This window comes from Rheinheimera sp. KL1, from assembly GCF_001275035.1.
Lineage (GTDB): Bacteria > Pseudomonadota > Gammaproteobacteria > Enterobacterales > Alteromonadaceae > Pararheinheimera > Pararheinheimera tangshanensis.
The window spans coordinates 208,495-231,564 of record NZ_LAMX01000021.1 but is presented as its reverse complement, the minus strand read 5'-3'; the positions used below and the strand labels follow the sequence as shown (position 1 = coordinate 231,564).

The 23,070-nt window shown below is 46.8% G+C and carries 23 protein-coding genes; 1 reads left to right on the top strand and 22 read right to left on the bottom strand.

Going from position 1 to position 23,070, the window contains the following annotated elements; translation table 11 throughout:
• Positions 1 to 18: 18 nt before the first annotated feature.
• The 5 genes from glnS to WH43_RS12620 all read right to left on the bottom strand — a co-directional run bounded on the left by glnS (position 19) and on the right by WH43_RS12620 (position 6,773).
• On the bottom strand, positions 19 to 1,680 hold the full coding sequence (gene glnS / locus WH43_RS12640; RefSeq protein WP_053424951.1) for a glutamine--tRNA ligase: 1,662 nt from the start codon (positions 1,678 to 1,680) through the stop codon (positions 19 to 21).
• A 102-nt stretch (positions 1,681 to 1,782) separates the two neighbouring features.
• Positions 1,783 to 2,187, bottom strand: coding sequence for a VOC family protein (locus WH43_RS12635; RefSeq protein WP_053425032.1), 405 nt, complete (start codon positions 2,185 to 2,187; stop codon positions 1,783 to 1,785).
• A 73-nt stretch (positions 2,188 to 2,260) separates the two neighbouring features.
• On the bottom strand, positions 2,261 to 3,916 hold the full coding sequence (locus WH43_RS12630; RefSeq protein ID WP_053424950.1) for a phosphoethanolamine transferase: 1,656 nt from the start codon (positions 3,914 to 3,916) through the stop codon (positions 2,261 to 2,263).
• The gene (locus WH43_RS12625; RefSeq protein WP_053424949.1) at positions 3,909 to 4,658 is read right to left on the bottom strand and encodes a phosphatase PAP2 family protein; all 750 of its coding nucleotides are present in this window, start codon (positions 4,656 to 4,658) and stop codon (positions 3,909 to 3,911) included. The genes WH43_RS12630 and WH43_RS12625 overlap by 8 nt, the downstream gene beginning before the upstream one ends.
• A 90-nt stretch (positions 4,659 to 4,748) precedes the next feature.
• Complete coding sequence (locus WH43_RS12620; protein WP_053425031.1) at positions 4,749 to 6,773, bottom strand: LTA synthase family protein; 2,025 nt, start codon at positions 6,771 to 6,773, stop codon at positions 4,749 to 4,751.
• 298 nt (positions 6,774 to 7,071) lie between these two features.
• On the opposite strand from WH43_RS12620, the gene WH43_RS12615 reads away from it, so the two are divergent.
• Positions 7,072 to 7,494 carry a BLUF domain-containing protein gene (locus WH43_RS12615; RefSeq protein ID WP_053424948.1) on the top strand — a complete coding sequence of 141 codons (423 nt, stop codon included), beginning with the start codon at positions 7,072 to 7,074 and terminating at the stop codon, positions 7,492 to 7,494.
• Positions 7,495 to 7,527: 33 nt separating this feature from the next.
• Here WH43_RS12615 and WH43_RS12610 read toward each other — a convergent pair whose 3' ends face one another.
• The 17 genes from WH43_RS12610 to odhB form a co-directional block, all read right to left on the bottom strand.
• Positions 7,528 to 8,253: a hypothetical protein gene (locus WH43_RS12610; RefSeq protein ID WP_053424947.1), complete on the bottom strand. Its 726-nt coding sequence runs from the start codon at positions 8,251 to 8,253 to the stop codon at positions 7,528 to 7,530.
• On the bottom strand, positions 8,250 to 8,981 hold the full coding sequence (locus WH43_RS12605; protein WP_053424946.1) for a hypothetical protein: 732 nt from the start codon (positions 8,979 to 8,981) through the stop codon (positions 8,250 to 8,252). The genes WH43_RS12610 and WH43_RS12605 overlap by 4 nt, the downstream gene beginning before the upstream one ends.
• Entirely contained in the window at positions 8,971 to 9,351 is a 381-nt protein-coding gene (locus tag WH43_RS12600; RefSeq protein ID WP_053424945.1) for a cupredoxin domain-containing protein, read from the bottom strand. Before WH43_RS12600 ends, WH43_RS12605 begins: the two co-directional genes overlap by 11 nt.
• A 22-nt stretch (positions 9,352 to 9,373) precedes the next feature.
• Positions 9,374 to 10,675, bottom strand: a complete 1,302-nt coding sequence (locus tag WH43_RS12595) for an ATP-binding protein (protein ID WP_053424944.1) — start codon at positions 10,673 to 10,675, stop codon at positions 9,374 to 9,376.
• A 4-nt stretch (positions 10,676 to 10,679) separates the two neighbouring features.
• The gene (locus tag WH43_RS12590; RefSeq protein ID WP_053424943.1) at positions 10,680 to 11,339 is read right to left on the bottom strand and encodes a response regulator; all 660 of its coding nucleotides are present in this window, start codon (positions 11,337 to 11,339) and stop codon (positions 10,680 to 10,682) included.
• Positions 11,340 to 11,530: 191 nt separating this feature from the next.
• Positions 11,531 to 12,178, bottom strand: coding sequence for a tetratricopeptide repeat protein (locus WH43_RS12585; protein WP_053424942.1), 648 nt, complete (start codon positions 12,176 to 12,178; stop codon positions 11,531 to 11,533).
• Positions 12,179 to 12,188: 10 nt separating this feature from the next.
• Positions 12,189 to 12,974, bottom strand: a complete 786-nt coding sequence (locus tag WH43_RS12580) for an SDR family oxidoreductase (protein WP_053424941.1) — start codon at positions 12,972 to 12,974, stop codon at positions 12,189 to 12,191.
• Positions 12,971 to 13,663 carry an iron-containing redox enzyme family protein gene (locus tag WH43_RS12575; protein WP_053424940.1) on the bottom strand — a complete coding sequence of 231 codons (693 nt, stop codon included), beginning with the start codon at positions 13,661 to 13,663 and terminating at the stop codon, positions 12,971 to 12,973. Before WH43_RS12575 ends, WH43_RS12580 begins: the two co-directional genes overlap by 4 nt.
• Positions 13,638 to 15,125 carry an AMP-binding protein gene (locus WH43_RS12570; RefSeq protein ID WP_053424939.1) on the bottom strand — a complete coding sequence of 496 codons (1,488 nt, stop codon included), beginning with the start codon at positions 15,123 to 15,125 and terminating at the stop codon, positions 13,638 to 13,640. The genes WH43_RS12575 and WH43_RS12570 overlap by 26 nt, the downstream gene beginning before the upstream one ends.
• Positions 15,125 to 15,850 carry a thermostable hemolysin gene (locus WH43_RS12565; protein WP_053424938.1) on the bottom strand — a complete coding sequence of 242 codons (726 nt, stop codon included), beginning with the start codon at positions 15,848 to 15,850 and terminating at the stop codon, positions 15,125 to 15,127. The genes WH43_RS12570 and WH43_RS12565 overlap by 1 nt, the downstream gene beginning before the upstream one ends.
• A gap of 118 nt (positions 15,851 to 15,968) precedes the next feature.
• Entirely contained in the window at positions 15,969 to 16,364 is a 396-nt protein-coding gene (locus tag WH43_RS12560; protein ID WP_053424937.1) for a rhodanese-like domain-containing protein, read from the bottom strand.
• A gap of 14 nt (positions 16,365 to 16,378) precedes the next feature.
• Positions 16,379 to 17,131: a sulfite exporter TauE/SafE family protein gene (locus WH43_RS12555; protein WP_053424936.1), complete on the bottom strand. Its 753-nt coding sequence runs from the start codon at positions 17,129 to 17,131 to the stop codon at positions 16,379 to 16,381.
• Positions 17,132 to 17,174: 43 nt separating this feature from the next.
• A complete protein-coding gene (locus WH43_RS12550) occupies positions 17,175 to 18,041 on the bottom strand; it encodes an MBL fold metallo-hydrolase (protein ID WP_053424935.1) in 867 nt (288 codons plus the stop codon).
• A gap of 300 nt (positions 18,042 to 18,341) precedes the next feature.
• The gene (locus WH43_RS12545) at positions 18,342 to 18,812 is read right to left on the bottom strand and encodes a hypothetical protein (protein WP_053424934.1); all 471 of its coding nucleotides are present in this window, start codon (positions 18,810 to 18,812) and stop codon (positions 18,342 to 18,344) included.
• Between the two features lie 840 nt (positions 18,813 to 19,652).
• Entirely contained in the window at positions 19,653 to 20,525 is an 873-nt protein-coding gene (gene sucD, locus WH43_RS12530) for a succinate--CoA ligase subunit alpha (protein WP_046518783.1), read from the bottom strand.
• 10 nt (positions 20,526 to 20,535) lie between these two features.
• Positions 20,536 to 21,705: an ADP-forming succinate--CoA ligase subunit beta gene (gene sucC / locus WH43_RS12525; protein WP_053424931.1), complete on the bottom strand. Its 1,170-nt coding sequence runs from the start codon at positions 21,703 to 21,705 to the stop codon at positions 20,536 to 20,538.
• 146 nt (positions 21,706 to 21,851) lie between these two features.
• On the bottom strand, positions 21,852 to 23,039 hold the full coding sequence (gene odhB, locus WH43_RS12520) for a 2-oxoglutarate dehydrogenase complex dihydrolipoyllysine-residue succinyltransferase (protein WP_053425030.1): 1,188 nt from the start codon (positions 23,037 to 23,039) through the stop codon (positions 21,852 to 21,854).
• Between the last annotated feature and the right edge of the window lie 31 nt (positions 23,040 to 23,070).

Here is a 23,070-nt window from a genome sequence, read left to right as displayed (position 1 = left end):
TAACCCGAATTAAAGGCTTTAATCTTCGAAGAAGGTGTCGCGCAGCGCTACGGTGCGGTTAAAGACTAAATGATCTGGCGTTGAATCTTTGTTGTCGGCACAGTAATACCCTTCCCGCTCAAACTGGAAAGCTTTTTCTGCTTCAGCTGTTTTTAAGCTTGGCTCAACCCAACCTGTTTTCACTGTAAGTGAGGCCGGGTTAATCACAGCTAAAAAGTCTTCTTCAGCAGCAGGGTTTGCCACTGTGAATAACTTGTCGTAAATACGGAATTCAGCAGGCACAGCTTGTGACGCTTCTACCCAGTGAATCACACCACGCACTTTACGGCCATCGGCTGGATTCACACCTAAAGTCTCCGGATCGTACGAACAAATCAGTTCAACAATATCGCCGGCTTCGTTTTTAATCACTTCATCAGCACGAATCACATAAGCGCCACGTAAGCGTACTTCGCCCCCTGTCACCATACGTTTGTACTTTTTATTGGCTTCTTCACGGAAGTCGGCACGGTCTATATACAAAGTACGACCAAAGGGTACTTTACGGCTGCCCATGCTTTCTTCTTTTGGATGGTTATGAACCTCTAGCCATTCCACATCGGCACCGTTGTAGTTGCTGATGGTGACTTTTAACGGATCAATCACCGCCATAGCCCGAGGTGCATTGGCGTCCAGATCTTCACGAATACAAGAGTCCAACGCACTGATTTCAATCATATTGTCTTGTTTGGTGACACCAATACGTTTAGCAAATTCACGCAGTGACGCTGGCGTAAAACCACGGCGACGTAAACCTGCAATAGTAGGCATACGAGGGTCATCCCAACCTGCAACATGACCACCCTCGACCAGCGTATGTAGCTTACGTTTACTCATCACCTGATACTCAAGGTTCAGACGGGAGAATTCAATTTGCTGTGGATGACAATCAATAGTGATGTTATCCAAAATCCAGTCGTATAAACGACGGTTGTCCTGGAACTCCAGCGTACATAACGAATGGGTAATGCCTTCCAGCGCATCGGAAATACAGTGGGTGAAGTCGTACATAGGGTAAATGCACCACTTGTCACCGGTTTGATGGTGGTGAGCAAACTTAACGCGGTAAATCACCGGGTCGCGCATACAGATAAAAGCTGAGCTCATATCAATTTTAGCGCGCAGCGAACACTCGCCTTCTTTAAAACCACCGGCTCGCATTTTTTCAAACAAGGCCAGATTTTCTGCAGGTGAAGTGTCACGGGTTGGGCTATTTTTACCAGGCTGAGTTAAATTGCCACGGTATTCACGCATTTGTTCAGCATTTAAAAAACAAACATAAGCCAAACCTTTGTTAATCAGCTCCACCGCATAACCATATAAGGTATCAAAGTAATCGGAGGAATAACGCACATGACCAGACCAGTGAAAGCCTAACCATTGCACGTCTTGCTGAATTGAATTTACAAAGTCGATGTCTTCTTTTTCAGGATTGGTGTCGTCAAAACGCAAGTTACACTGACCGTTGTAATCCTGCGCTATACCAAAGTTCAGACAAATCGATTTGGCATGACCTATGTGCAGATAACCATTCGGCTCTGGCGGGAAACGGGTAACAGTGGTGTTGTGTTTACCTGAAGCCAGATCGGCATCGATGATCTGACGAATAAAGTTAGTGGGGCGATGTTCAACGTCCGCCATAAAATTCAAATCCTTATCTAAATGCACCGACAGCAAAGGTGTCAGTTTGGAGACATAAAATATAGTCGGATTATATACTCAACTGAGCGCAAGAAGCGAGTTTCAAACAGAAGCTTGCAGCATTTCCATATACAACAGTTCCCAGACATGACCATCCAAATCCTGAAAACCATGCGCATACATAAAGTCATGATCCTGGGGCTGGTTATAAGTTCTGCCACCCGCATCAACCGCCTTTTGCACCAATTCATCCGCTTCAGCTTTGCTGTGGCAACTTAAGCAGTTCAGCACTTGGGTTTGCTGATGGCTGTTAATTAAAGGATTCGGGCTAAAAGAAACAAACTTCTCTTTGCTGAGCAACATCAGGTACAAGTGATCGCCGAGCACAATGCAACTGGCTGTATTGTCACTAAACTGCGGATGAAAACCAAAACCCAGCTGCAAATAAAAGTCGGTGGAGGCTTTTAAATCGGTCGCAGCTAAGTTGATAAATAATGTACGGTTCATGCTGTTTCCTTTCATCGGCATCCACCACCAGATTACCTGAAGCTGATTATGACTAAAAGATAGATTTTCCGGCTCAGCAGGGGCGAAATACATCCAGACTTTGTCGATGAATTTTGCTGCTAATTTGAAAAATGCCCAACAAACTATGGAACAAATTGTCATGGCTGAGCTTTTGTGTTGTTCTTTGCGCCATGCATTCAGCTTTTAACTGCTGAGTACTGGCATAAGTATCCGACATCCACCACAACATAGGTACTTTGGTCTGGGCATCAGGCGCCATCCAGTAAGGTAAACCATGCAAATAAACACCGTTTTCACCCAGCGATTCACCGTGATCAGACAGATACAGCATCGCCGTCTGATAGCCCTGCTGGTCCTGTAAGGTTTGGATAATACGACTAAGCAGCTCGTCAGTCGCCACAATGCTGTTGTCATAGGCATTGATAATTTCAGCTTGCTGACACAATTGCAGTTGTTTGTTGGTACATTCTGGTAAAAAGAGCTTTTGGCTATCAGAGCTACGTTTGAAATACTCGGGGCCATGACTGCCCAACTGGTGCAACACAATCAGCCGATCTGAGCTGTATTGTTTAGTGAGCTGAGCTTGCAATGCCTGTACTAAAATCTCGTCCTGACATTGCCCGTCTTTACAGAGTGGATTGGTGCTGTCGTTAAATAAAAACTCCGAAGGTACTCTGTCACACACCGTTTTGCAGCCCGAATTGTTATCAAACCAGCTGACAGCTATACCACTGCGCTTAAGTATATCCAGCACATTACTGGAGTTTTTTGCTACAGACTCGACATATTTATCGCGCCCCATAGCGGAAAACATACAAGGTACAGAATGCGCCGTGGCTGTGCCGCAAGAGCTGACATCGTGAAAACTATACAGAGGTAAGGCAGATAATCCGGGGTTAGTGGCTCTGTGATATCCATTGAGCTGAAAATGATCAGCTCGCGCCGTTTCTCCCAGAACCAGCACGACCAATCGAGGTTTAGCTGTTTTCGCAGCAACAGGTTGCACAGCATCAGTACCGAGCTGTATAAATTGTTCAGGGAAACGGCTTTTTAACCAGGAACCGGAAAAGGATACCGCGGCTGATACAGGACTGACAGGCAAAGCCAGATGTTTAATATCCCTGAAATTACGGAAAAAAGGCGCAAGATCTGAATAAGCGGACGCAGCCAGACTAAAAAGCGCAACGAAAATCAGCACCAGACAAAACAACCAATGCAGCAAAAACTGCCGCAATGGCATCACCCGAACTTTGATCAGACTACTACACAGCAACGGAAACAACATCACAGTGCAGACAGTCCATAGCATAGTAATACTGAGCAATCCCCTCGCCTCTGCTGCATCAGTTTCCATAGCGTTTTGTAGCATAGAAGTGTCAATCACTATGCCAAAGCTGGTAATAAAGTGATAACTCACAGCCCCAGCGGCAAACAACAGCAGCATCACAGGTTTTTGAATTGCTCTGAAACTCGCTAAAACAGACAGTAAAAAACTCAGTAAAAATAACAATAAAATCAAACTGAGCTGCAATTTAAACTGACCTGGAACTTTAGCCTGAATACCGGACAAAAAAGGCCCATTGAGCAGCAACGTCATACCAAGCGCAGAAATCAGCGCAAACCATAACGGATGCCAGAGCTTTTGTACCTGAACCGCACTTTGATGTACGCTCGCCGTCGGTAACGCAGAAATCAAGGACTCAGCCATTCTGGCGCCCTCCAGCAGATATACCCGAAGTATCAAAACTCAGTCTTTGTCGCCGGCTATAATAAATGACACTGCAAAGTGCCCAGCAAATAGCGGCGGTAGCAATATCATGAGAGAAAAAATGAGCGCCCCGGCTTTGTTGTACTGCCCCCAGAAGCAAGCCTGTCACCGCAGCACCAATCAAAGCGTTGGAGGCCCACTGCGGCTTAACATCGAGGAAAAAATAATAAAGCCCAAGCCAGGCAAAGCCTATGCTGGCATGCCCAGCCGGAAAACACAGATGAATGGGTGTGCCCTCAGGTCTTGGCTCCAACAGACCATAAAATGGCAGATCTCCGCCAAACTGCTGCAGATCCCATGGGCATTCCATAGGTAAAACATGCTTCAGTAAGGAAACCACAGCAAAACAACTGAGTAGTGAACACAACAAAGTCGCCACAGCACGGCGCAGCACAGCAGATTGTCCGGCAAAGCACAGCCATACTCCGTAGCAACTCAACGCCACGACCAGCATCAGATTTAAATCCCGCACTCTGTCATGTAAAATCGTCTGCATCAGCCAATGTTGCTGTAAAACCCAACGGCTCCCTTGCAGTTGATACAACCAGTCGGCCACTACAAAATCCAGTTTCAACTGGTAACACAAATAAAACATCAGGCCCAAAATAAGCAAAGGCAGCAGCACTGTTTTTATTGTTGTTTTTATTAAAGTGCCAGCATAAGAAGAAGTTAAAAGAGGCAAAATGTCTACTCCGGGTCAGTCACTGCTGTTGTAGCCTTCAAACTAAAGCTCAAAACTTAAGACATACTTAAAGCATAAAAAACGGCCGGATCATTCCGCCGTTTTCATTCGATTGGAGCCGTGTTGCCCGCAATGAGCGGAACTGGAGTTTTTCTGCTCTCTGTATAAATAGGAAGGCAACAGCACTAAAGCCAGAGCAGTGTTTTTATCTGCAAGCGACACAGCCTGATCGCTTAAATTTAGTTTTTTCTGTTGGGGCTGATACAACCCGGCAACGGTTTCACCGTTAGGTTTTAGGATCACTAATTCTGGCTGCTGTGGTCCTTGCTGCATCAAGGCGAAATAGTTTTCAAACTGCAGCAAAGCGCGGCCCGGACTCTTTCGGTCCAGCGTAAAATCACGGCCTGTCATGGTATGGCAACTGGATATACCCATCATAGATAATAAGGTGGGCGCCAGATCAATCTGACTGGCAAGGGAGGTCAGCAGCTCTGGTTTTGTATCAGCACCTAAAATCAGCCCCGGAATATGGAACTTTTCGACCGGGATCAGGTTGTTGCCATACACTCTGTTGTCATGATCGGCCACTATCAAAAACAAGGTATCTTGCCAATAATCGCTTTGTTTGGCCTTTCTGAAAAACTGCCCCATAGCCCAGTCGGCGTATTTCACCGCGTTATTGACACGAGCTTTTGGCTCTTCGTTTAACTCGATGCGGCCATCCGGAAACTCAAAAGGCTCATGATTGCTCGAGGTAAAAATCAGGCTAAAAAATGGCTTGTTTTGTCGATGTAAAGCCGTTAACTGCTGATCCGCTGTGTTAAACAAATCTTCATCACTGGCGCCCCAACTGCCAGTAAATACCGGGTTTTGCATCTGGCTTTGATCGACAATCTGATCCACACCATTGCCGGTAAAAAAGCTGCGCATATTGTCAAAATGCGCTTCACCACCATAAATAAACTGGGTCTGATAGCCCTGAGCTTTCAGGATGGACGCAAGCGTAGTGAAATGTTGCTGGCTATTAGATAACTTCACTGTGCTTTGAGCCGGTGTCGGCGGAAACCCAGCTACGACAGCTTCAATACCACGCACAGAACGGGTGCCTGTGGCATACAAATTTTCAAACCAGATGCCTTGTTGCTTTAATTGTTCAAGTTCAGGCGTGACGGCCAAACCACCTAAAGACTTTACAAAAGTAGCGCCCAGACTTTCCTGCAGTACGATTACCAGATTCAGTGGCTTTTCACGCTTCATCACCGCCTGTTGCCAATGGGCGGTTGGGTAGTGTGGATTGTTAAATTGGTAAGATTTCAACCAGGGCCAGTCCAGACTTTGTTTCAGCATCTGTTCTATCGGCAATTTGCCATAAATATCACTGGAGCGCGCTTCATGCTTCAGGTTATACAAAGCATACAGCACTGAATAACCGGAACTTAACACCAGCGAATTGACCATAGAGTCCGATGTGATAGCGAATATGGCCGGATTAGCGGGTCTGTGATCTGTGGTCGAACGAATACCAGCAAAAAGCAGTACCAGCGCCAGACACCAAAGCCCAAGAGTTTTAAATAAAGACCAACGGTTGAGGCTGCATTTTCCTGAACGAAATACCTGCCGCATTAACCAGGTTAAAGCTTGAGTCGCAACCAGACCAAAAACTAAAGGCAAGCGAAAACCATACCATAAAGTCGAAAGCACCTCTTTCGGGTATTTCAAATACTCTACAAAAAGCCGGTTTGGCCGCACATCATATTGCAAAATAAAGGCAGGGGTCGCCAGCTCCATAAATACCAATAGCACCAGAGCCAGTAAGCACCACACATAACTGAATTGAAACCAGATTTTGCTCAGCCCACGCACCAACGCCAAAGGGATCAGCAGCACGGGCAGCACCAGCAGCAAAGACACGACAATAATATCAGCACGTATCCCCTGCAGCAGCACTTGGAAAATCAGGTCCGTGCCTTCCACTCTTTCGTATTGCCATAACACCAAAGCCAGTCTGCTCAAACTCAACAGCACCAGAGCCAAAACTGCAGTGCGGATCAAATAACGAAAAGGGCCTAAACAAAACAAATTGGACCAGAAAGACGATTTTTCAGCAGTAATCATAAATAGAGGCAGGCTTGTAGTTTTAATTAAAGCCAGCATAAAAGTGGATACTTAAGGCAAACTTAAGAGAAATAACCTCAGCGCACCACTGAACAGCTGTTGTCAGCGGTGAGTCACTGAGTATTTAAAGCAAAAACTTGACGCCTGATAGGCCGCACGTACAGACTGATCACGAACGGAGATAAAACGACGCTAAGCACAGTAAAAAGCCACTTCAGGCCGGCATGCACTTTTATACCGTTCAGCTTCAATCACGTCCCCTGAAACAGAGATTAATTTTGCCTGGAGTAGCAGTACTATGATCACTAAAAATGCTGAAGCGAATTTATACCAATTGGTGTATATCAGCGAGCGTTACAGAGCCGATGGTGATCAGGTGATTAACGATATCAAATTACAAGCAGAGAGTAACAATCAAAAACTGAACATCACCGGCGCTCTGCTTTTTAACGATCGTTATTTTCTACAATATATGGAAGGTGAACTTAACGCTATTAATAGCTTATACAACACTATTTGCAATGATCCTCGCCATAACAACGTGCGTTTGTTATTGCGTAAAGAAATAGCGGAACGTGACTTCTCCCGCTGGAGCCTGGGAGTAAAGAAATTACTCGATACCGAAGAAAATCAGGATTTACTCAGTCTTTTAAATATGCTGGGGCAGGCAAAATCCGTCTCTGAAAGCCAACTGGATTGGTTTAAGCTTGCATTGAAATAAGTCAGTGGCGCAGTGGCCAGTATCGACTGAACACTAAAACTCATATTCCAGCGCAAAACGTAAGGTACGATCGACAGTTTGGTTGTCGATAGCCACTATGACTGCCAGCTCCCATTTCAGCTGCTCTTGTTTATCAAACTTATGCACCCCCATTAGGCTTGGACCTGCACCTTTGTAGTTTTCACCGGCGTACAATTCAATGGCTGGTTGCACTGCGGGTAACCAGCGGTAGCGATACTGAGCACGGAACTCCCCCTCCCATTCGGCGTTCAGGGTTTGGCCCCACTCATACACAGCCAACGCATTTAATGTCAGACTGGTTGGGCCGAATTCTTTTTCCATTAAAAGGCCGCTGGTGAACTCGTAATTGTCCTGGTTATTTTGCCGTTCCAGCTCAAACAGCATACCCCAATCCGCGCTGTACTGGCCTTGTTCGGTCAGCATCCAACGCAGTTCCAACTCGTATCCCGATAACTTGTAGTCTTGGTCGTGGACCCGGTCGGCGATAGCGTAAATTTCAAGCGCAGTGCGTTCAGAGAGTGAAAAGCCATAACCTAGTTTCTGGCCCATGGTATTGTTGTCCGGATGATCGGCCTGCCGCTGATAAAAATAGCGGTATTCAAACTCACGCTCCAGCGGCTGTACATAAGGGTGATACACCTTATCCACCACCCTGCCATCAGCCCATGCTTGTGTACCAGTGGCCAAACAAACAAAACACAAAGCTTTTACTACGGCCTCTTTGCTGTAAAGCTTCATCTTTTTCTCTCCATCAAGCTGCAACACCAGAACAACATAACAAAACACAACAGATACAACAGGATTTGCGACAGGCTGGGTGTCGCTTCATAACCCATCAGTGCCTGCAAAAAGAAACCTAATTCGGACTGCTCCGACAACCACTGCTCGGTTTGCCAGAGCTGCGGCCCGGCGACCAACCAGTCAGATTGGATCAACAGAGCCGATGCCATCATCACCTGCCTGGCACCAGACAAGGACAACAACAAGGCAAAACTGCTGCTGCGCCATTGCTTTAGTTCAGTTAAAAGGTAGTACCAAAGCACAGCGATGCTGGCACCAATACCAACACCTAAAGCCGCACCTAACAACAAATCAGCGGGGGTATTTTCAGTCTGTGTCGGTAGCCAAATATATAACAATAAGTTACTGCCACTGATACTGAATAAACACGCAGCAGCCAAAGCTGAAGTCCATAGTGCGTACTGATCTTTGAGGGCTGAGACACAAAGCAAGATAAAACAGCTCAGATAAAACAAGCTGTACAACAGCTCCAGTCCTAAACCGTCCAGTTGCTCGGAGATCCAGACCATTTTCAGGCTGACAACGCTGAGTAGCAGCAACGAGGGCAAGGCAAAATACAAAGCAAACTGACGCCAAAGAACTCTGTGCCACACCAGTAAAGTGGCCAGCAGTATACAAAGCGGTAATAGCTCGCGTAAAAACATCAGTACCGTATTAATAAGCATGATTTGCCTTATGCTGTTGCCACTCGGCTTCGGGCAGAGCGATCAGTACCCCTTGTGCGCTGTCTGGATTGTATTCGCCAAAAAACTGGTATTCTCCGGGTTTCAAAGGCCCGACAAATAAAGTTGCTTTACCTTTACCTAAAATGACTTTTTCGCGATTTAAGCTGAAACTTTCAAACTCTTCAGGCGACGGATCCTGATTCAGCACCATAAGCTTTACCTTCTCACCTGCGGGCACGTAAAGCACAGATGGTTGAAACAGATGATCTTTAATCTTCAGCTCAAATACATGTTGCTCCGCCACAGCAGGCAAAGTCAGTAAGAATAAAGCGGCAACAGATAAGGCCTTATCCTTATTTTTTTCAAGGATCTTCTTTTTAACTCTTTGTTTTTCAAAGCGGCAGCTCCACTGTCACTTTTAGTCCACTACTAAAATCCGAAGGCCCAAGCCGAATTTGACCTTGATGCAAAATCACGATGTCCCGCACTATCGCAAGCCCCAACCCTGAACCTGTAGTACCGGATTGATGCCTGTCACCTCCGACCCGATAGAAACGATCAAAGACTCTGCTGTATTCTTGCGGCGCTATGCCTGGGCCATTATCCTGCACCACCAACACAGCTTTGTCCTGTGTAGCAGATAACTCCAGTTGAATAGTACCGCCAGTCTGAGTGTATTTACTGGCATTGCCCACCAGATTGCTGACCAGCAAACGCAAGGCAAAAGCGTCGCCTTTCAGTGACAAATGCTCCAGCCCCAGCAGTTCTATTTGTTGCTGTTTATTATCAATTTGTGGATACCAATCGGCCACCACCTGACGGCATAAACCTGCCAAATCCAACTGTTCTGTCCTAGCCTGAAAATGCTCAGGATTGGTGCGGTTCAAAAGCATAATCTGTTCAATCAGCGCGCTCATCCGCTCAACACCAGACTGTAAAGCCAACATCGAACCTTCAGGATCGCTGATACCACTACGCTGCCACTGCTGCGATGCATTGTGCAGGTTGACTTGTAATACGCTTAAAGGAGTACGCAGCTCGTGCGCTACATCAGAGGCAAACCGTTTTTCCCGCTCAAAGGCATCGGCTAAACGGGCAAATAACTGATTAGTGGTTTTCAGCATCTGATCCAGCTCCGCCGGAACCTGCTCCAGCTCTACCGGACTTAAATCATTAGCTTTTTTTGACGACAGCTGAGCAGAAAAACGTTGAATTGGTGATAAGGCTTTACTCACCACTAACCAAATCAATACGGCTTGTAGCGGCAAACTCAGCACAACAGGATAAATAGAGGCCGTGATCACTTCATCAGCCAATTGCTGCCGTTGTTGCAGGGGTTGCGCCACTATCACTGTAAGCACATCATTGGGGGTTTGACGAAATACCCGCCACCTTTTACCACCAAAATTATGCTCACTAAAACCTTCAGCGTCCGACATCGTACGTTCAGGGGCCAAAGCGCTACGATACACCAGCTTACCTTGCTGCCAGACTTGCAACGCCAGACCTAACTCTTGCGCTGAATCTGCCTGATACTGCTGCGATAAACTGGACGCCAGCACCTGTAAATCCTGATCAAACAAAGCTTCGGCGCGGCTCACGCTTTGTTTATAGCTTTGTAACGCAGCAACAAAGCTTATCAACGTAAAAAGCGCAATCAGCACTGTGACTAAATAGCGGCGTAGTGACCTCATAGCGTCAGGCCGCACTCACACTGTACCCTACGCCTCGTAGAGTTTTAATAAAATCTTTCGGCAGTTTTTTCCGCAAATTAGAGATATGTACTTCAAGCGCGTTGCTGGCGACTTCCTCACCCCAGGCATACAAACTGGCTTCAAGCTGCTCGCGGGTTTTAATCCGGCCAGCTGACTCCATCAGCTCTTTTAGCAGCATATATTCGCGGCGTGACAAGCCTACCGATTCACCTTCAACTCTTACCAGATGCGCGCTGGTATCCAACTCGACTTGCTGCAACTTAATCAGGTGAGTGGCTGCAGTGCCCAGACGACGCTCTATCACACGCAAACGGGCAAAGAGCTCAGCCATGGCAAAAGGCTTCACCAGGTAGTCATCTGCGCCTAAATCCAGGCCACGAATACGATCATCCACTCCATCGCGGGCCGTCAGCACCAAGACCGGCAAATGAGTGTCTTTTTGACGGCTTTGTTTCAGTACATCCAAACCGTCCATATCGGGCAGACCTAAATCCAGGATCACAGCATCGCAATCTTTGGCTTTAATGCTGCTTAAGGCATGTTGACCCAGACTTACATGATTGACAGCAAAGCCCTGACCGGACAAGGCCAGCACCAGGCCTTTGGCTAAGTCCAGATCATCTTCGACCAGCAATAGTCTCATAGCTCTCCCGCCTTTGTACTTGAAGCCGCAGCTTTGTTGGCTGCGCGCTCTCGCCCCAATCACATAGTCGCTCTATGTTGATGGAGACTGCTTTACCTGCCGCCTCGCTGCAACATCAATTACTTTGGCAGCGCTGTGTTCGAACCTAAATACGTGCGGGGCCAAGCCCCGCCCCGGTTTTTCAATGCAGATTAACGTTTAAGCTTTTTCGCTACTTTAGCTTCCAGTGCAGCGATTTCCTGCAACCTACCCTGATCCGCACTCATACGATCCGGACGCGGAGCTGCCTGCTTTGCCTTTTCAATGTAACTCATAGCGGCTTTGTAGTCGCGCTCTTCCGTTAAAAATTCTGCATAAAAATAATTAGGATCAATACCTTGAGGATTAATACTCAGCGCTTTTTCCAACATTTTTTTGGCATTTTTATCGCTACCAAAGCCGATAGGCCAGCCTGGGACTTTGTAGTACAACACACCTAAACTGGTGTAAGCCGAACCTTGTAAAGCCTGGCTATCAATTTTAAGCGCGGCCTCAAGGTCCGCTTTGGACTCTTCAGCCAGTGACATAGCACCCAAGCCGCCTTTTACACCGGCATAACTGGATTTGATAATACCACGCCAGATCAGCGCTTCTGCTTTGTCCGGATTGGCCGCCACTACGGCGTTGGCTTGCTTGACCAGCTCCGGAAAGGCTTGTTCTTTTTGCTCTTCGCTCATGCTGTAATTCACTTCAGCCCAGCGGTCCTGTAAAGGTTTAATATCCTGCAATACATCGGCCTGTGTAGCAAAAGCTAACAAAAATACAGGGACCAAGGCTAATTTTTTCGATAATCTGTTCATCTTTACCTCTTTAGTGGTTTTTGCCCACTGCAAATAATTCAATTAATGTGAGTTTACTTTTTAATCCCATATCGACCAGAGCCGGGAATACTCCGTTCAGGCGAACAAAAATCCGTTCAGGCCAGCCGAGAAAACGGCGAAGCTGATTCGATGTCAGTTGTTTTACCAACTGTGCTGCCACCCAGGTTGGACTATCCATACTATTGCCAAGCTGCTGATTCAGCTGCACTACATCGCTGGAATTAATACTGGTTTCTGTGGCTCTTGGCGCGAAGTACTTCACCTGTACGCCACTCTCAGCTAACTCTCGCTGTAAGGCTTCAGTAAAACCACGCAAGCCAAACTTGGTCGCGCAGTAGCCGGTAAAGCCGGGATGGCCTATGCTGCCAAAGGCCGAACCCACGTTGAGAATTTGGCCTTTGTGCTGATGCAACATCGGCAGAAACAGCTGACAAAGCTGCATAGGCACCAACAGATTAATACTGACCAAATCGCTAAACTGCTGTTGCTGACACAATCCAAACTGACTAATCCCCGCGTTATTAATCAGCACATCAATGCCGCCATGCTGCTGGCAAAATTGCAGCAAGCCTTGTTGCTCTGCAGTGCTGGTTAAATCACAAGGGTAAATTAAAGTTTCAGCAGCCAGTTGGTTTTGTAGGGCGCGCAGTTTTTCAACTGAGCGGCCAGTTAAAATCAACCGCGCGCCCTCGCCGCTTAACTGCCTGGCAACTTCAGCCCCAATGCCACCCGTCGCCCCTGTCAGCAGCACAGTTTTGCCTGCCAGCAAGCTCATACGGTCGCCTCCTCTGGCACAACTTTTTTAGTCAGACCATGAGGTTGCTCCAGGCTACGAAATACATCACCGTATAAGTGAAAAAAGCGTTTTGCACTGTGGATAATCAGCGCCTGATCGGTTGGATCGGTGATCTTGTCCATCAGGCTTTCGAAGAACTTGATATGGTCCTGATCCAAAGCGCCATGCGAATTCAGGTAGCTAAAGGCTTTACGTGGCAACTGTAAGGTGCCGGCAATTTTACTCGCCGCCTGCTCTGCTAAAGCAATGGAGGTGCCTTCCAACACCAGCACCATGCCAAAGAAGCACAATGGATTCACCCGGCGCACCGAGTCGTAGGCATAAGACACCATCAGCTCAGTAGCAAAAGCCGGAGTGCTGCGTCTGGCCTGCTCTTTGTCATAACCACAAGCGGCAATGTCGTTTAATACCCATTCCTGATGCCCTAATTCCTCTTCAATATATTCAGCTACGGCTTCACGCAGCCACTCTTTCGATTCAGGTAATAAAGCCCCAACCGACATCAACAACGGTACTGTATGTTTAACGTGGTGGTACGCCTGATTTAAAAAAGCTACATAATGATCCAGAGTAAAGTCGCCTGCGAAAGTACGACGGATCATCGGAGCTTCCAGTAAATAAGCACGCTCTGCCTGGGTTGCATTAACCAGCGTTTGATAAAAACTCATAGGACTCTCCAATAACATGATGAGAAACAAATAAATTATTGATTTCGCTTTGGTATTTCTTAAATACCTCAGCTCGGCGTGGCCGGCCATTGGCGGTCAAGGTGCCATCGGCCACAGACAAAGGTTGAGTTAACAACTGATAGGCTTTAATTTGCGCGTAATCGGGTAACTGCTGGTTCACCTGCGCCAGATAAGCTGGCACCTGTGCTAGCGCTTTGGTATCCGCTACGTACAACAAGGCAGCACAATAAGGCTGAGCATCGCCCACCAACACCGCCTGACGAATTAAACCGCTTTGAGTTAATAAGGCCTCAGGCCATTCGGGTGAAATATTTCGACCCAGGCTTGAGATCAGTAAGTTTTTGCGACGGCCTAAAATACGTAACCGGCCTTGTGCATCCAGCTCGCCTAAATCGCCGGTAAAGACTTTGTCACTTGCTGATTCTGCATCGCCTAAATAACCCAGGAATGGCTGTTTCACGACTATTTCGCCATTAATAATCTCAATATCACGATGCGCCAGGGGCAAGCCGACTAATTCAAGCTCTGAAGCACAACTCTGACGGGCATCCACAGCAGATAAAGCTACCACTGACGCACATTCGCTTAAGCCATAACCCTGATACACAGGTAAACCAAGACGTGCAGCCTGTTGCAAAAGTGCTGCAGATACGTGAGCACCACCAACGGCAATAAACTCCAGTGATGCCGGAGCTTGCCAGCCCTGAGCGCGCGCCATCACCAATAGTTGGAGCAGCTCAGGCACGAGGATCAGACTTTTTGGTGTTGTGCCGCTGATAAGGGTTAGCAAGGCCTGCGGATTGCTTAATTGACTACCATTGAAGCCACGTAAGGAGTCAGGCGCTATTAACACTTCGCCACCCGCTAATAAAGGTGCGTAAATACCGGCAATATTTTCCAGCAAGGTGCTTAACGGCAATAAACACAAATGTTTAGGTGCGTTTTGGTTGATGCGCTCCAGCAGACTAAAGGCGACATCGAACTGACTTTGGGCTGACAAACACACGCCCTTGGGCTGGCCTGTAGAGCCCGAAGTAAAAGTAATTTTCTGGCAAGTCGATGGAATAGCTGCACCAGAACTTTTTAGCTCACGGCGATACAACAATAAATCCCCGACTTGCTCCAGCAAGGTAAATTCTGACGAGAGTTGTTCCTGATCCGTGATATAGACATCAGGCTCCAGCTGCGCCATCACATGAGCACACTGACTTTCAGATAAATAAGTGGGTAGCGGCACCAAGAGTAAATTTGCGTCCAGACAAGCTAAATCGAGTAAAGCCCACTGCGCAGAACTATTGGCCGCCAAAGCGATACGCTGTGCACCATACCCCAACAATAATTCCTGCCATAAAGCCATCTGCTGTTTGATTTGAAGCTGTGAATACGCCACACCACTGGCTAAGTCACGCAGTACCGCTGTTGTTGGTAATTCAAAACGCATTAGCAGTCTCCTTCCGGTAAACGTGCGACTAACTGATGCAGCTGTGGCCAGTGTTGATGGGCCAGCGCTGTTAATTTTTCATCGCTGTGAATAAGGCCAGTCACCGCAGCTAAATCCATTACACAAACTTTTGGGTTAGTATCGTAGTAACTGCCCCAACTGGCCGCATCTTCGCCTAAAGCTTCAGCTTTCGCTTCGCCAAGCTCTGTCAGCTCAATACCATGACGACTTAAAATGCTGCGCACTTGTGTGGTCGCTGCACATAACAAATACCGGTAATTCAGTTGATCGAGTGCATAAGCCATTAAGACAAACAACTGCAATAAACTTTGTCTGTTAATGGCATATAAATGACCAATTTCAATCAGTTGAGAACGTTCTGCATGGATACCCTGCTCTGCCAGTACTTGTTCAACAGCTGCTAGCAAATAATGCTCAATAAATAAATGTGTCTTAACGCTGCCCTGTGCTGTGGGTGTGGCTGCACAGCGAAGTCCAAGCACAGCCTGCCATTCACCTGCCCGGCTTACCCCCAAAAGATTGGGCATAAAACTATGCACATCAGCCTGATACGCTTTGGCAAAACCTGAGGCAATAAACTGCTCAATGGAAGCACGCTGCACATCTGAAACCTTCACCAACTGCAAAAGCGCCTTGGCGTCGTTTTCCGATTGCACAGGCAATCTGACCGCAACAGAGGGGTCGAACTGATAAGAAGACAACATAAGCGCACTCCTGCATACCGATTTAGCATGCAGTGTGGCGGATGAAGCTTAAAGAAAACTTAAGGAAATGATGAGTTGTAAAAAGAAGATTGGCCTGAGCTTGGTTTTTTGCTGCGTATTAAGGTTGGATAGGAAAATTGGCATCCAGCCATGCCTGAAAACCTCCGGCGACAGAAATAGCCTGACTAAATCCCATCTGTCTTAAAGAGTCGGCAGCCAAAGCGGAACGGGCGCCAGAGCGGCAGATCAAATACACCGGCTTTGCAGCTAATTGTTCCAGTGCTGCCATAGTATCGCAATGTGCACTGACGCTCGGGTGCTGATGGATGCGCATCTCCAACACACCACGCGGATAGTTTACCGAACGGTCAATTGAGCCCTGCGCATATTCATCAGGTTCACGTACATCGATCAATACAGTGTGATGGTCCTGCAAAGCAGACCTCAACTGCTGTACCGATACTTCCTTTATTCTGGCTTTCGCCTCATTGACTAATTGCTGCGAACTTTTCATACAGAGAACCTTCATTAATTCAAAATGGATTGAGTAAGTACCACTGATGCCATCACGATCAGGAATACTGAAAACGCTTTTTGCAGTTTTTCTTTCGGCAGTGTGTGACCTAGCCATGACCCAAACAGACTACCGACAACCCCACCCACGACCATAATGCCCATCACTGTCCAGTCGAATGAAAACTGCTGAGCAGTGAGCACTTCGTAGTACTTGGCAAAACCTACGAAAGATTTAAGCGTGATGATCAGTAAGCTGGTGCCAATAGCAAGCACCATGGGCACACCACCTAGCAGAACCAGCGCTGGTACAATCAGAAAGCCGCCGCCCACACCAACAAAACCAGTGATCACACCAACAATAAGACCGTCCAGAGCTACTTTTAAAAACTTGATCTCGCCAGCGCTCTGCTCTGCGTTATTACTCCGCCACATCATGACGGCAGCAACAAGCATCAGTAGCACAAAAACAGAGAGTTGAACCACACTGTCGACTAAGGTACCCAACCAGGCGCCACCATAAGTACCCAGCATACCGGGAACGCCAAACAGCAGTACGTGAGGCCAGGATACCCTTTTATTCCAGATATTCGGAATACTGCCGAATAAACTGATCCCAGCCACGATCAGCAAAGACGACGCTATGGCCAAATTTGCGGGCATATCCACCAGATACATCAGAACAGGTACGGTCAGGATAGAACCGCCTGAGCCAAAAATCCCTAAACTCAATCCAATAAATAGAGCACCTAATATTGCGTGTATCATACTATCACCTCGTTATGCTTAAACCATCCAGCCCCGATTAGGCTCACAACTGATTGATAGGTAACTTTAAATACACCTTGCCCTGCTCGTCCGCAGGTGGCATATGACCCGCACGGATATTGACCTGTATAGAGGGTAGGATCAGCCTTGGCATGGCAAGCGTTGCATCACGAGCTTCTCGCATGGCGACAAATTGCGCTTCAGTGACACCATCACGTACATGGATGTTATGCTGACGCTGAGCACCTACTGTAGTTTGATAGTGATGCTCACGCCCTTTCGTTGGATAGTCGTGGCAAACATAAATTTTGGTTTCAGCAGGTAGTGCCAATAACCTGCTGATGGAATGGAATAAAGTCGATGCACTGCCGCCAGGGAAATCACATCGTGACGTGCCCACATCCGGCATAAAGAGGGTATCACCAACAAAAGCGGCTTCTTCATTAACCAGATAAGCTAAATCAGCCGGCGTATGACCCGGAGTATGTATGACCCGGATTTGCATAGTTCCGACTTGAATAATCTCACCATCATGGAATAACCGGTCAAATTGTGCACCGTTGGGCAAAAACTCTTTTTCCAGATTGAACACCTGTTTAAAGATAGTTTGCACCTGCGTGATCTGTGCGCCTATACCAATCTGAGCACCCAGCTGCTGTTTGAAATAGGGTGCGGCAGATAAATGGTCGGCATGCGCATGAGTTTCTAACACCCAGTCCACCATCAGATGCTGCTGCTGAATATAAGACAGAATAACTGCTGCGCTTTGTGTGGCGGTTCGGCCAGATTTGTAATCAAAATCCAGTACAGGGTCGATAATAACAGCATGCTTTGAAGCAATATCACTGACGACATAACTGAACGTTTCACTGTCTTTGTCTAAAAAGGCCTCTACATGTATTTGACTCATCTTGTACTCCCTAAGGATTGCCCGATTGTGGCTACACGCTTATGCAAATAATATATATAAATATAACCAAAGGAAATAACAAGATTAGCTTATTCTAATACAAATAAATTATTAAACATGTTAGTTAAGGTTGCTGTTGATATATAGACAAGCACCCTGACCGTCTTGTTTGCTGAGTTTTTGCGCCAGGCAGGTAAGTTTGACGAAAGACGAGAGCCCATAAGCAGTCGCTCAGTTGGAGATGTCTACATCTGGTTTGTAATTACAAACTCGCTTTTCATCTATTCAGACCCCTTTACCTTAACGCAACGAAGCAGAGCGATGAGAGCTGTCGCCTTGTCTTTTTTGCAATTCCTTGTATAGAAGCTCTGAATGCAAAAACCACTTAAAGTCATACAATTCATTGTTTTTAAAGTTAACTCTTATTCTCGGAGCTCCAAGAAATCGCCTATAGTCGACAGAGACAATATCCTCGTTTTTCTTTACAAAGCTATAACCCGTACTCTTTTGTATAAACTCAAATCCACTCTGACTGAAGATCAACTGCTCAGTACCATGCAGATCAAGCGCATACTGATAATGACGCAGAAAAGCATCAAAAAACATAAACACTGCCAGACCACTCATTAACCCTAGGATAGTGCTGTTGTTGATAAGTTCGGGTTTGTAATAAATCAGAAAAAGCCAAAGTGCTAACAGCAGATAAACTGGTGTTTTCAGATAACGGATCCGACGTTTTAACGCGTCGCTGTCAGCTGTAAATTTATTCATTGATCACCAACTTTTAAACCGGAGAACTCTTCTGTGCCAGTATTTTTACTCTGACACAATGTACTCTCACTCATTTGTATATGAACCAAGCTCAAGCCCAGCGGTAGGCTTTTTTCGTAAAAATATTAACTTACCTCCTAAACTGGCACAGGTCTTTCACTATGGTTTGAGTTTACTCAGTAAACAACTCCATCAGTGCATCAGTCAACACAGCATATTGCCGAAGCGCGGCAATTTTAAAAAAGGCGTTGCTGCGCTTCAGGTCGTCAAACATTTTGGCAATTTTGTCGTCTTCTCTCTGAATGAATGTGTAGAGCTCCAGCTAGGTTTGATGCGGTTGCCCTGCTCTGCCCGCTGATAGCTTTTCAATGTGATGGAAAATTTGTTCACAGGCTAAGTTCAGCAGCTCAGGCTTTAGATCCCGGATTATTTTCCAATCTCGTTCGGGTATGGTGACCATTTGTAAACTCTCCAAAAAAACGCAGGGGCTTTGATCAGAAACTAACGCCCGAGACCTTGGCCCGACTTCTCCACTGAGTACCAAACTAGCGCCTATGTACCTCTATTTCAATTATTTTTTCAGCGAAACCTATAAACACCTGTGATTGTTTAAAGGGCGACCACCAAAGTGATTTTGGATTAGATTTAAATTTTAGGAGAGGTGGTACAAGGCCCCCCCCAACAATAAATCCCACAAGCAGAAAATTGGTATACAAAATTGCCAGGAGCAATTTTGAACAATGCGAAGCTTTGGCCCGGAGGGTGAGCGCCATGGATGGCTGCGAATAAAAAAACCCGTCACAAGGACGGGTTTCTTAACTGAGATGACTAAAGGTTGGATTACCAGCCAGTCAGTTCTTTCAGTGCTTTACCGATATCAGCTAAGCTTTTCACGGTTTTCACGCCAGCGTCTTCCAGTGCAGCGAACTTCTCGTCAGCTGTACCTTTACCACCAGAGATGATGGCGCCTGCGTGGCCCATGCGCTTACCAGCTGGTGCAGTTACACCGGCGATGTAAGACACAACTGGCTTAGTCACGTGTTTTTTGATGTAAGCAGCAGCTTCTTCTTCAGCTGAACCACCGATTTCACCGATCATGACGATGGCTTCAGTCTGTGGGTCTTCCTGGAATAATTTCAGGATGTCGATGAAGTTAGAACCTGGGATTGGGTCACCACCAATACCTACACAAGTAGACTGGCCGAAACCGTAATCAGTCGTTTGTTTTACTGCTTCATAGGTCAGAGTGCCTGAACGTGAAACAATACCTACTTTACCTGGTAAGTGAATGTGGCCCGGCATAATACCAATTTTACATTCGCCTGGAGTGATCACGCCTGGGCAGTTAGGGCCGATTAAGCGTACGCCTAATTCGTCACATTTTACTTTGGCATCCAGCATATCCAGAGTTGGAATACCTTCAGTGATACAAACGATCAGCTTGATGCCACCGTTTGCCGCTTCCAGGATAGAATCTTTACAGAACGCAGCTGGTACATAGATCACCGATGCTTCTGCGCCAGTGGCTTCTACCGCTTCTTTGACTGTATTGAATACTGGTAAACCTAAGTGAGTTTGACCACCTTTACCAGGAGTCACACCACCCACCATTTTAGTGCCGTAAGCAATGGCTTGTTCAGAGTGGAAAGTACCCTGAGCACCAGTGAAGCCCTGACAAATTACTTTGGTATCTTTATTAATTAAAACGCTCATGGATTACCCCTTATGCCTTAGCCGCTGCAGCAGCTACAACTTTTTGTGCAGCGCTTGTCAGGTCTGTGTCAGCGATAATGTTCAGGCCGCTTTCACCCAGCACCTTAGCACCCAGTTCAGCGTTGTTACCTTGCAGACGAACGACTACTGGTACTTTAACGCCAACTTCTTTCACTGCGCCAATTACACCTTCAGCAATCATATCGCAACGAACGATACCACCGAAGATGTTGATGAATACGGCTTTCACAGCGTCATCAGACAGGATAATTTTGAAGGCTTCAACCACACGCTCTTTAGTCGCGCCGCCGCCAACGTCCAGGAAGTTAGCTGGTTGGCCACCGTGTAATTTAACGATGTCCATAGTACCCATAGCTAAACCGGCACCGTTCACCATACAGCCGATGTCACCACCTAAAGCTACATAGTTCAGTTCCCACGACGCAGCGTGAGCTTCACGAGGATCTTCCTGTGAAGGGTCTTGCATGGCTTTTAATTCTGGGTGACGGTACAGTGCGTTGCCATCGATCACCAGTTTGGCGTCTAAGCAGTGCAGATCGCCAGCAGGAGTAATAACCAGAGGGTTCACTTCCAGCAGAGCTAAATCTTTATCTTTAAACAGTTGAGCCAGACCCATGAAAATTTTCACGAACTGGTTCACTTGCTTGCCTTCCAGGCCTAATTTGAAGGCTAATTCACGACCTTGGAATGGCTGAGCGCCAACCAGTGGATCGATTGCAGCTTTCAGAATTTTTTCCGGCGTTTCGTGGGCAACAGTTTCGATTTCCACGCCACCTTCAGTAGAAGCCATAAACACGATACGACGTGAAGAACGGTCTACTACAGCACCTAAATACAACTCTTTAGCGATGTCAGTACAGGTTTCAACCAGAATACGACTTACAGGCTGACCTTTTTCGTCTGTCTGGTAAGTCACCAGATTCTTTCCAAGCCATTTTTCAGCGAAAGCGCGGATATCTTCTTTGCTTTTCACCAGCTTCACACCGCCCGCTTTACCGCGACCACCAGCGTGAACCTGAGCCTTGACAACAAACATGTCGCCGCCGATTTTATCTGCAGCTTCTACCGCTTCTTCAACAGTTGCTGCGGCGATGCCTTTGGATACAGGCAAACCATATTGGGCAAACAGTTGTTTACCCTGATACTCGTGCAAATTCATGGCTATTTTCCGTTCATTTTGACATTGAAGGCCACACCGATGGTGCGACCTGACCTTTAGATCGGCGCGTATTATAGTGCCAATCAGTCTGATAAAAAATGCTGTCGCCCGAAAACAACAGCATTTTTAGTTACTTTTTCCAGATATCAGATATCCAGCAGAATACGGGTTGGATCTTCCAGTAACTCTTTAATGGTCACCAGGAAGCCGACTGACTCTTTACCATCGATGATACGGTGGTCGTATGACAGTGCTAAGTACATCATTGGCAGAATTTCCATCTTGCCGTCCACCACCATCACACGGTCCTGGATCTTGTGCATGCCAAGAATAGCAGACTGTGGTGGGTTGATGATTGGAGTAGACATCAGAGAACCAAACACACCACCGTTGGTGATAGTGAAGTTACCGCCTGTTAAGTCGTCCATAGACAACTTACCGTCACGGCCTTTGATGGCTAAATCTTTGATGGCTTTTTCGATTTCAGCCAAATTCATTTTGTCACAGTCACGCAGAACTGGTGTCACCAGGCCACGAGGTGTAGACACTGCGATGCTGACGTCGAAGAAATTATGATACACGATGTCATCGCCATCGATAGCAGCGTTCACTTCAGGGAAACGTTTCAGCGCTTCTGTCACAGCTTTGACGTAGAAAGACATAAAACCTAAACGGATGCCGTGTTTTTTCTCGAACACGTCCTGGTACTGCTTACGCAGATCCATAATTGGCTTCATGTTCACTTCGTTGAAGGTCGTTAACATGGCGGTAGAATTTTTCGCTTCGAGCAGACGGTTCGCGATAGTTTTGCGTAAACGTGTCATAGGTACACGTTTTTGTGAACGATCACCTTGTACCGGAGCTGGTGCAGCAACAGCAGCTTTAGCTGGAGCAGCAGGTGCGCCGGCCAGGAATTTCTCTACATCTTCTTTCGTCACACGGCCATTTTTACCAGAACCCTGGATTTTAGCAGCGTCTAAGCCTTTTTCAGCAATGAGGCGACGAACAGATGGAGTTAACACCTCATCTGATTCAGCAGCAGGAGCAGCAGCGGCCGGAGCAGCGTCAGCTTTGGCAGCAGGTGCGGCGGCAGGAGCAGCAGCGCCAGCGTTCATGTGACCAATCACTTGTTCAGCCAATACAGTCGCACCTTCAGCGTGGACGATTTCGCCCATCACGCCATCAGCCTGAGCAACAACTTCTAAAACAACTTTATCGGTTTCAATGTCAACCAGGACTTGATCACGGCTAACGGCTTCACCTGTTTTTACATGCCAGGTGGCGATTGTTGCGTCTGCAACTGATTCTGGTAGTACCGGGACTTTAATTTCCACTTTGTCACCTTTTTTAAAATTGGGTTTTGTT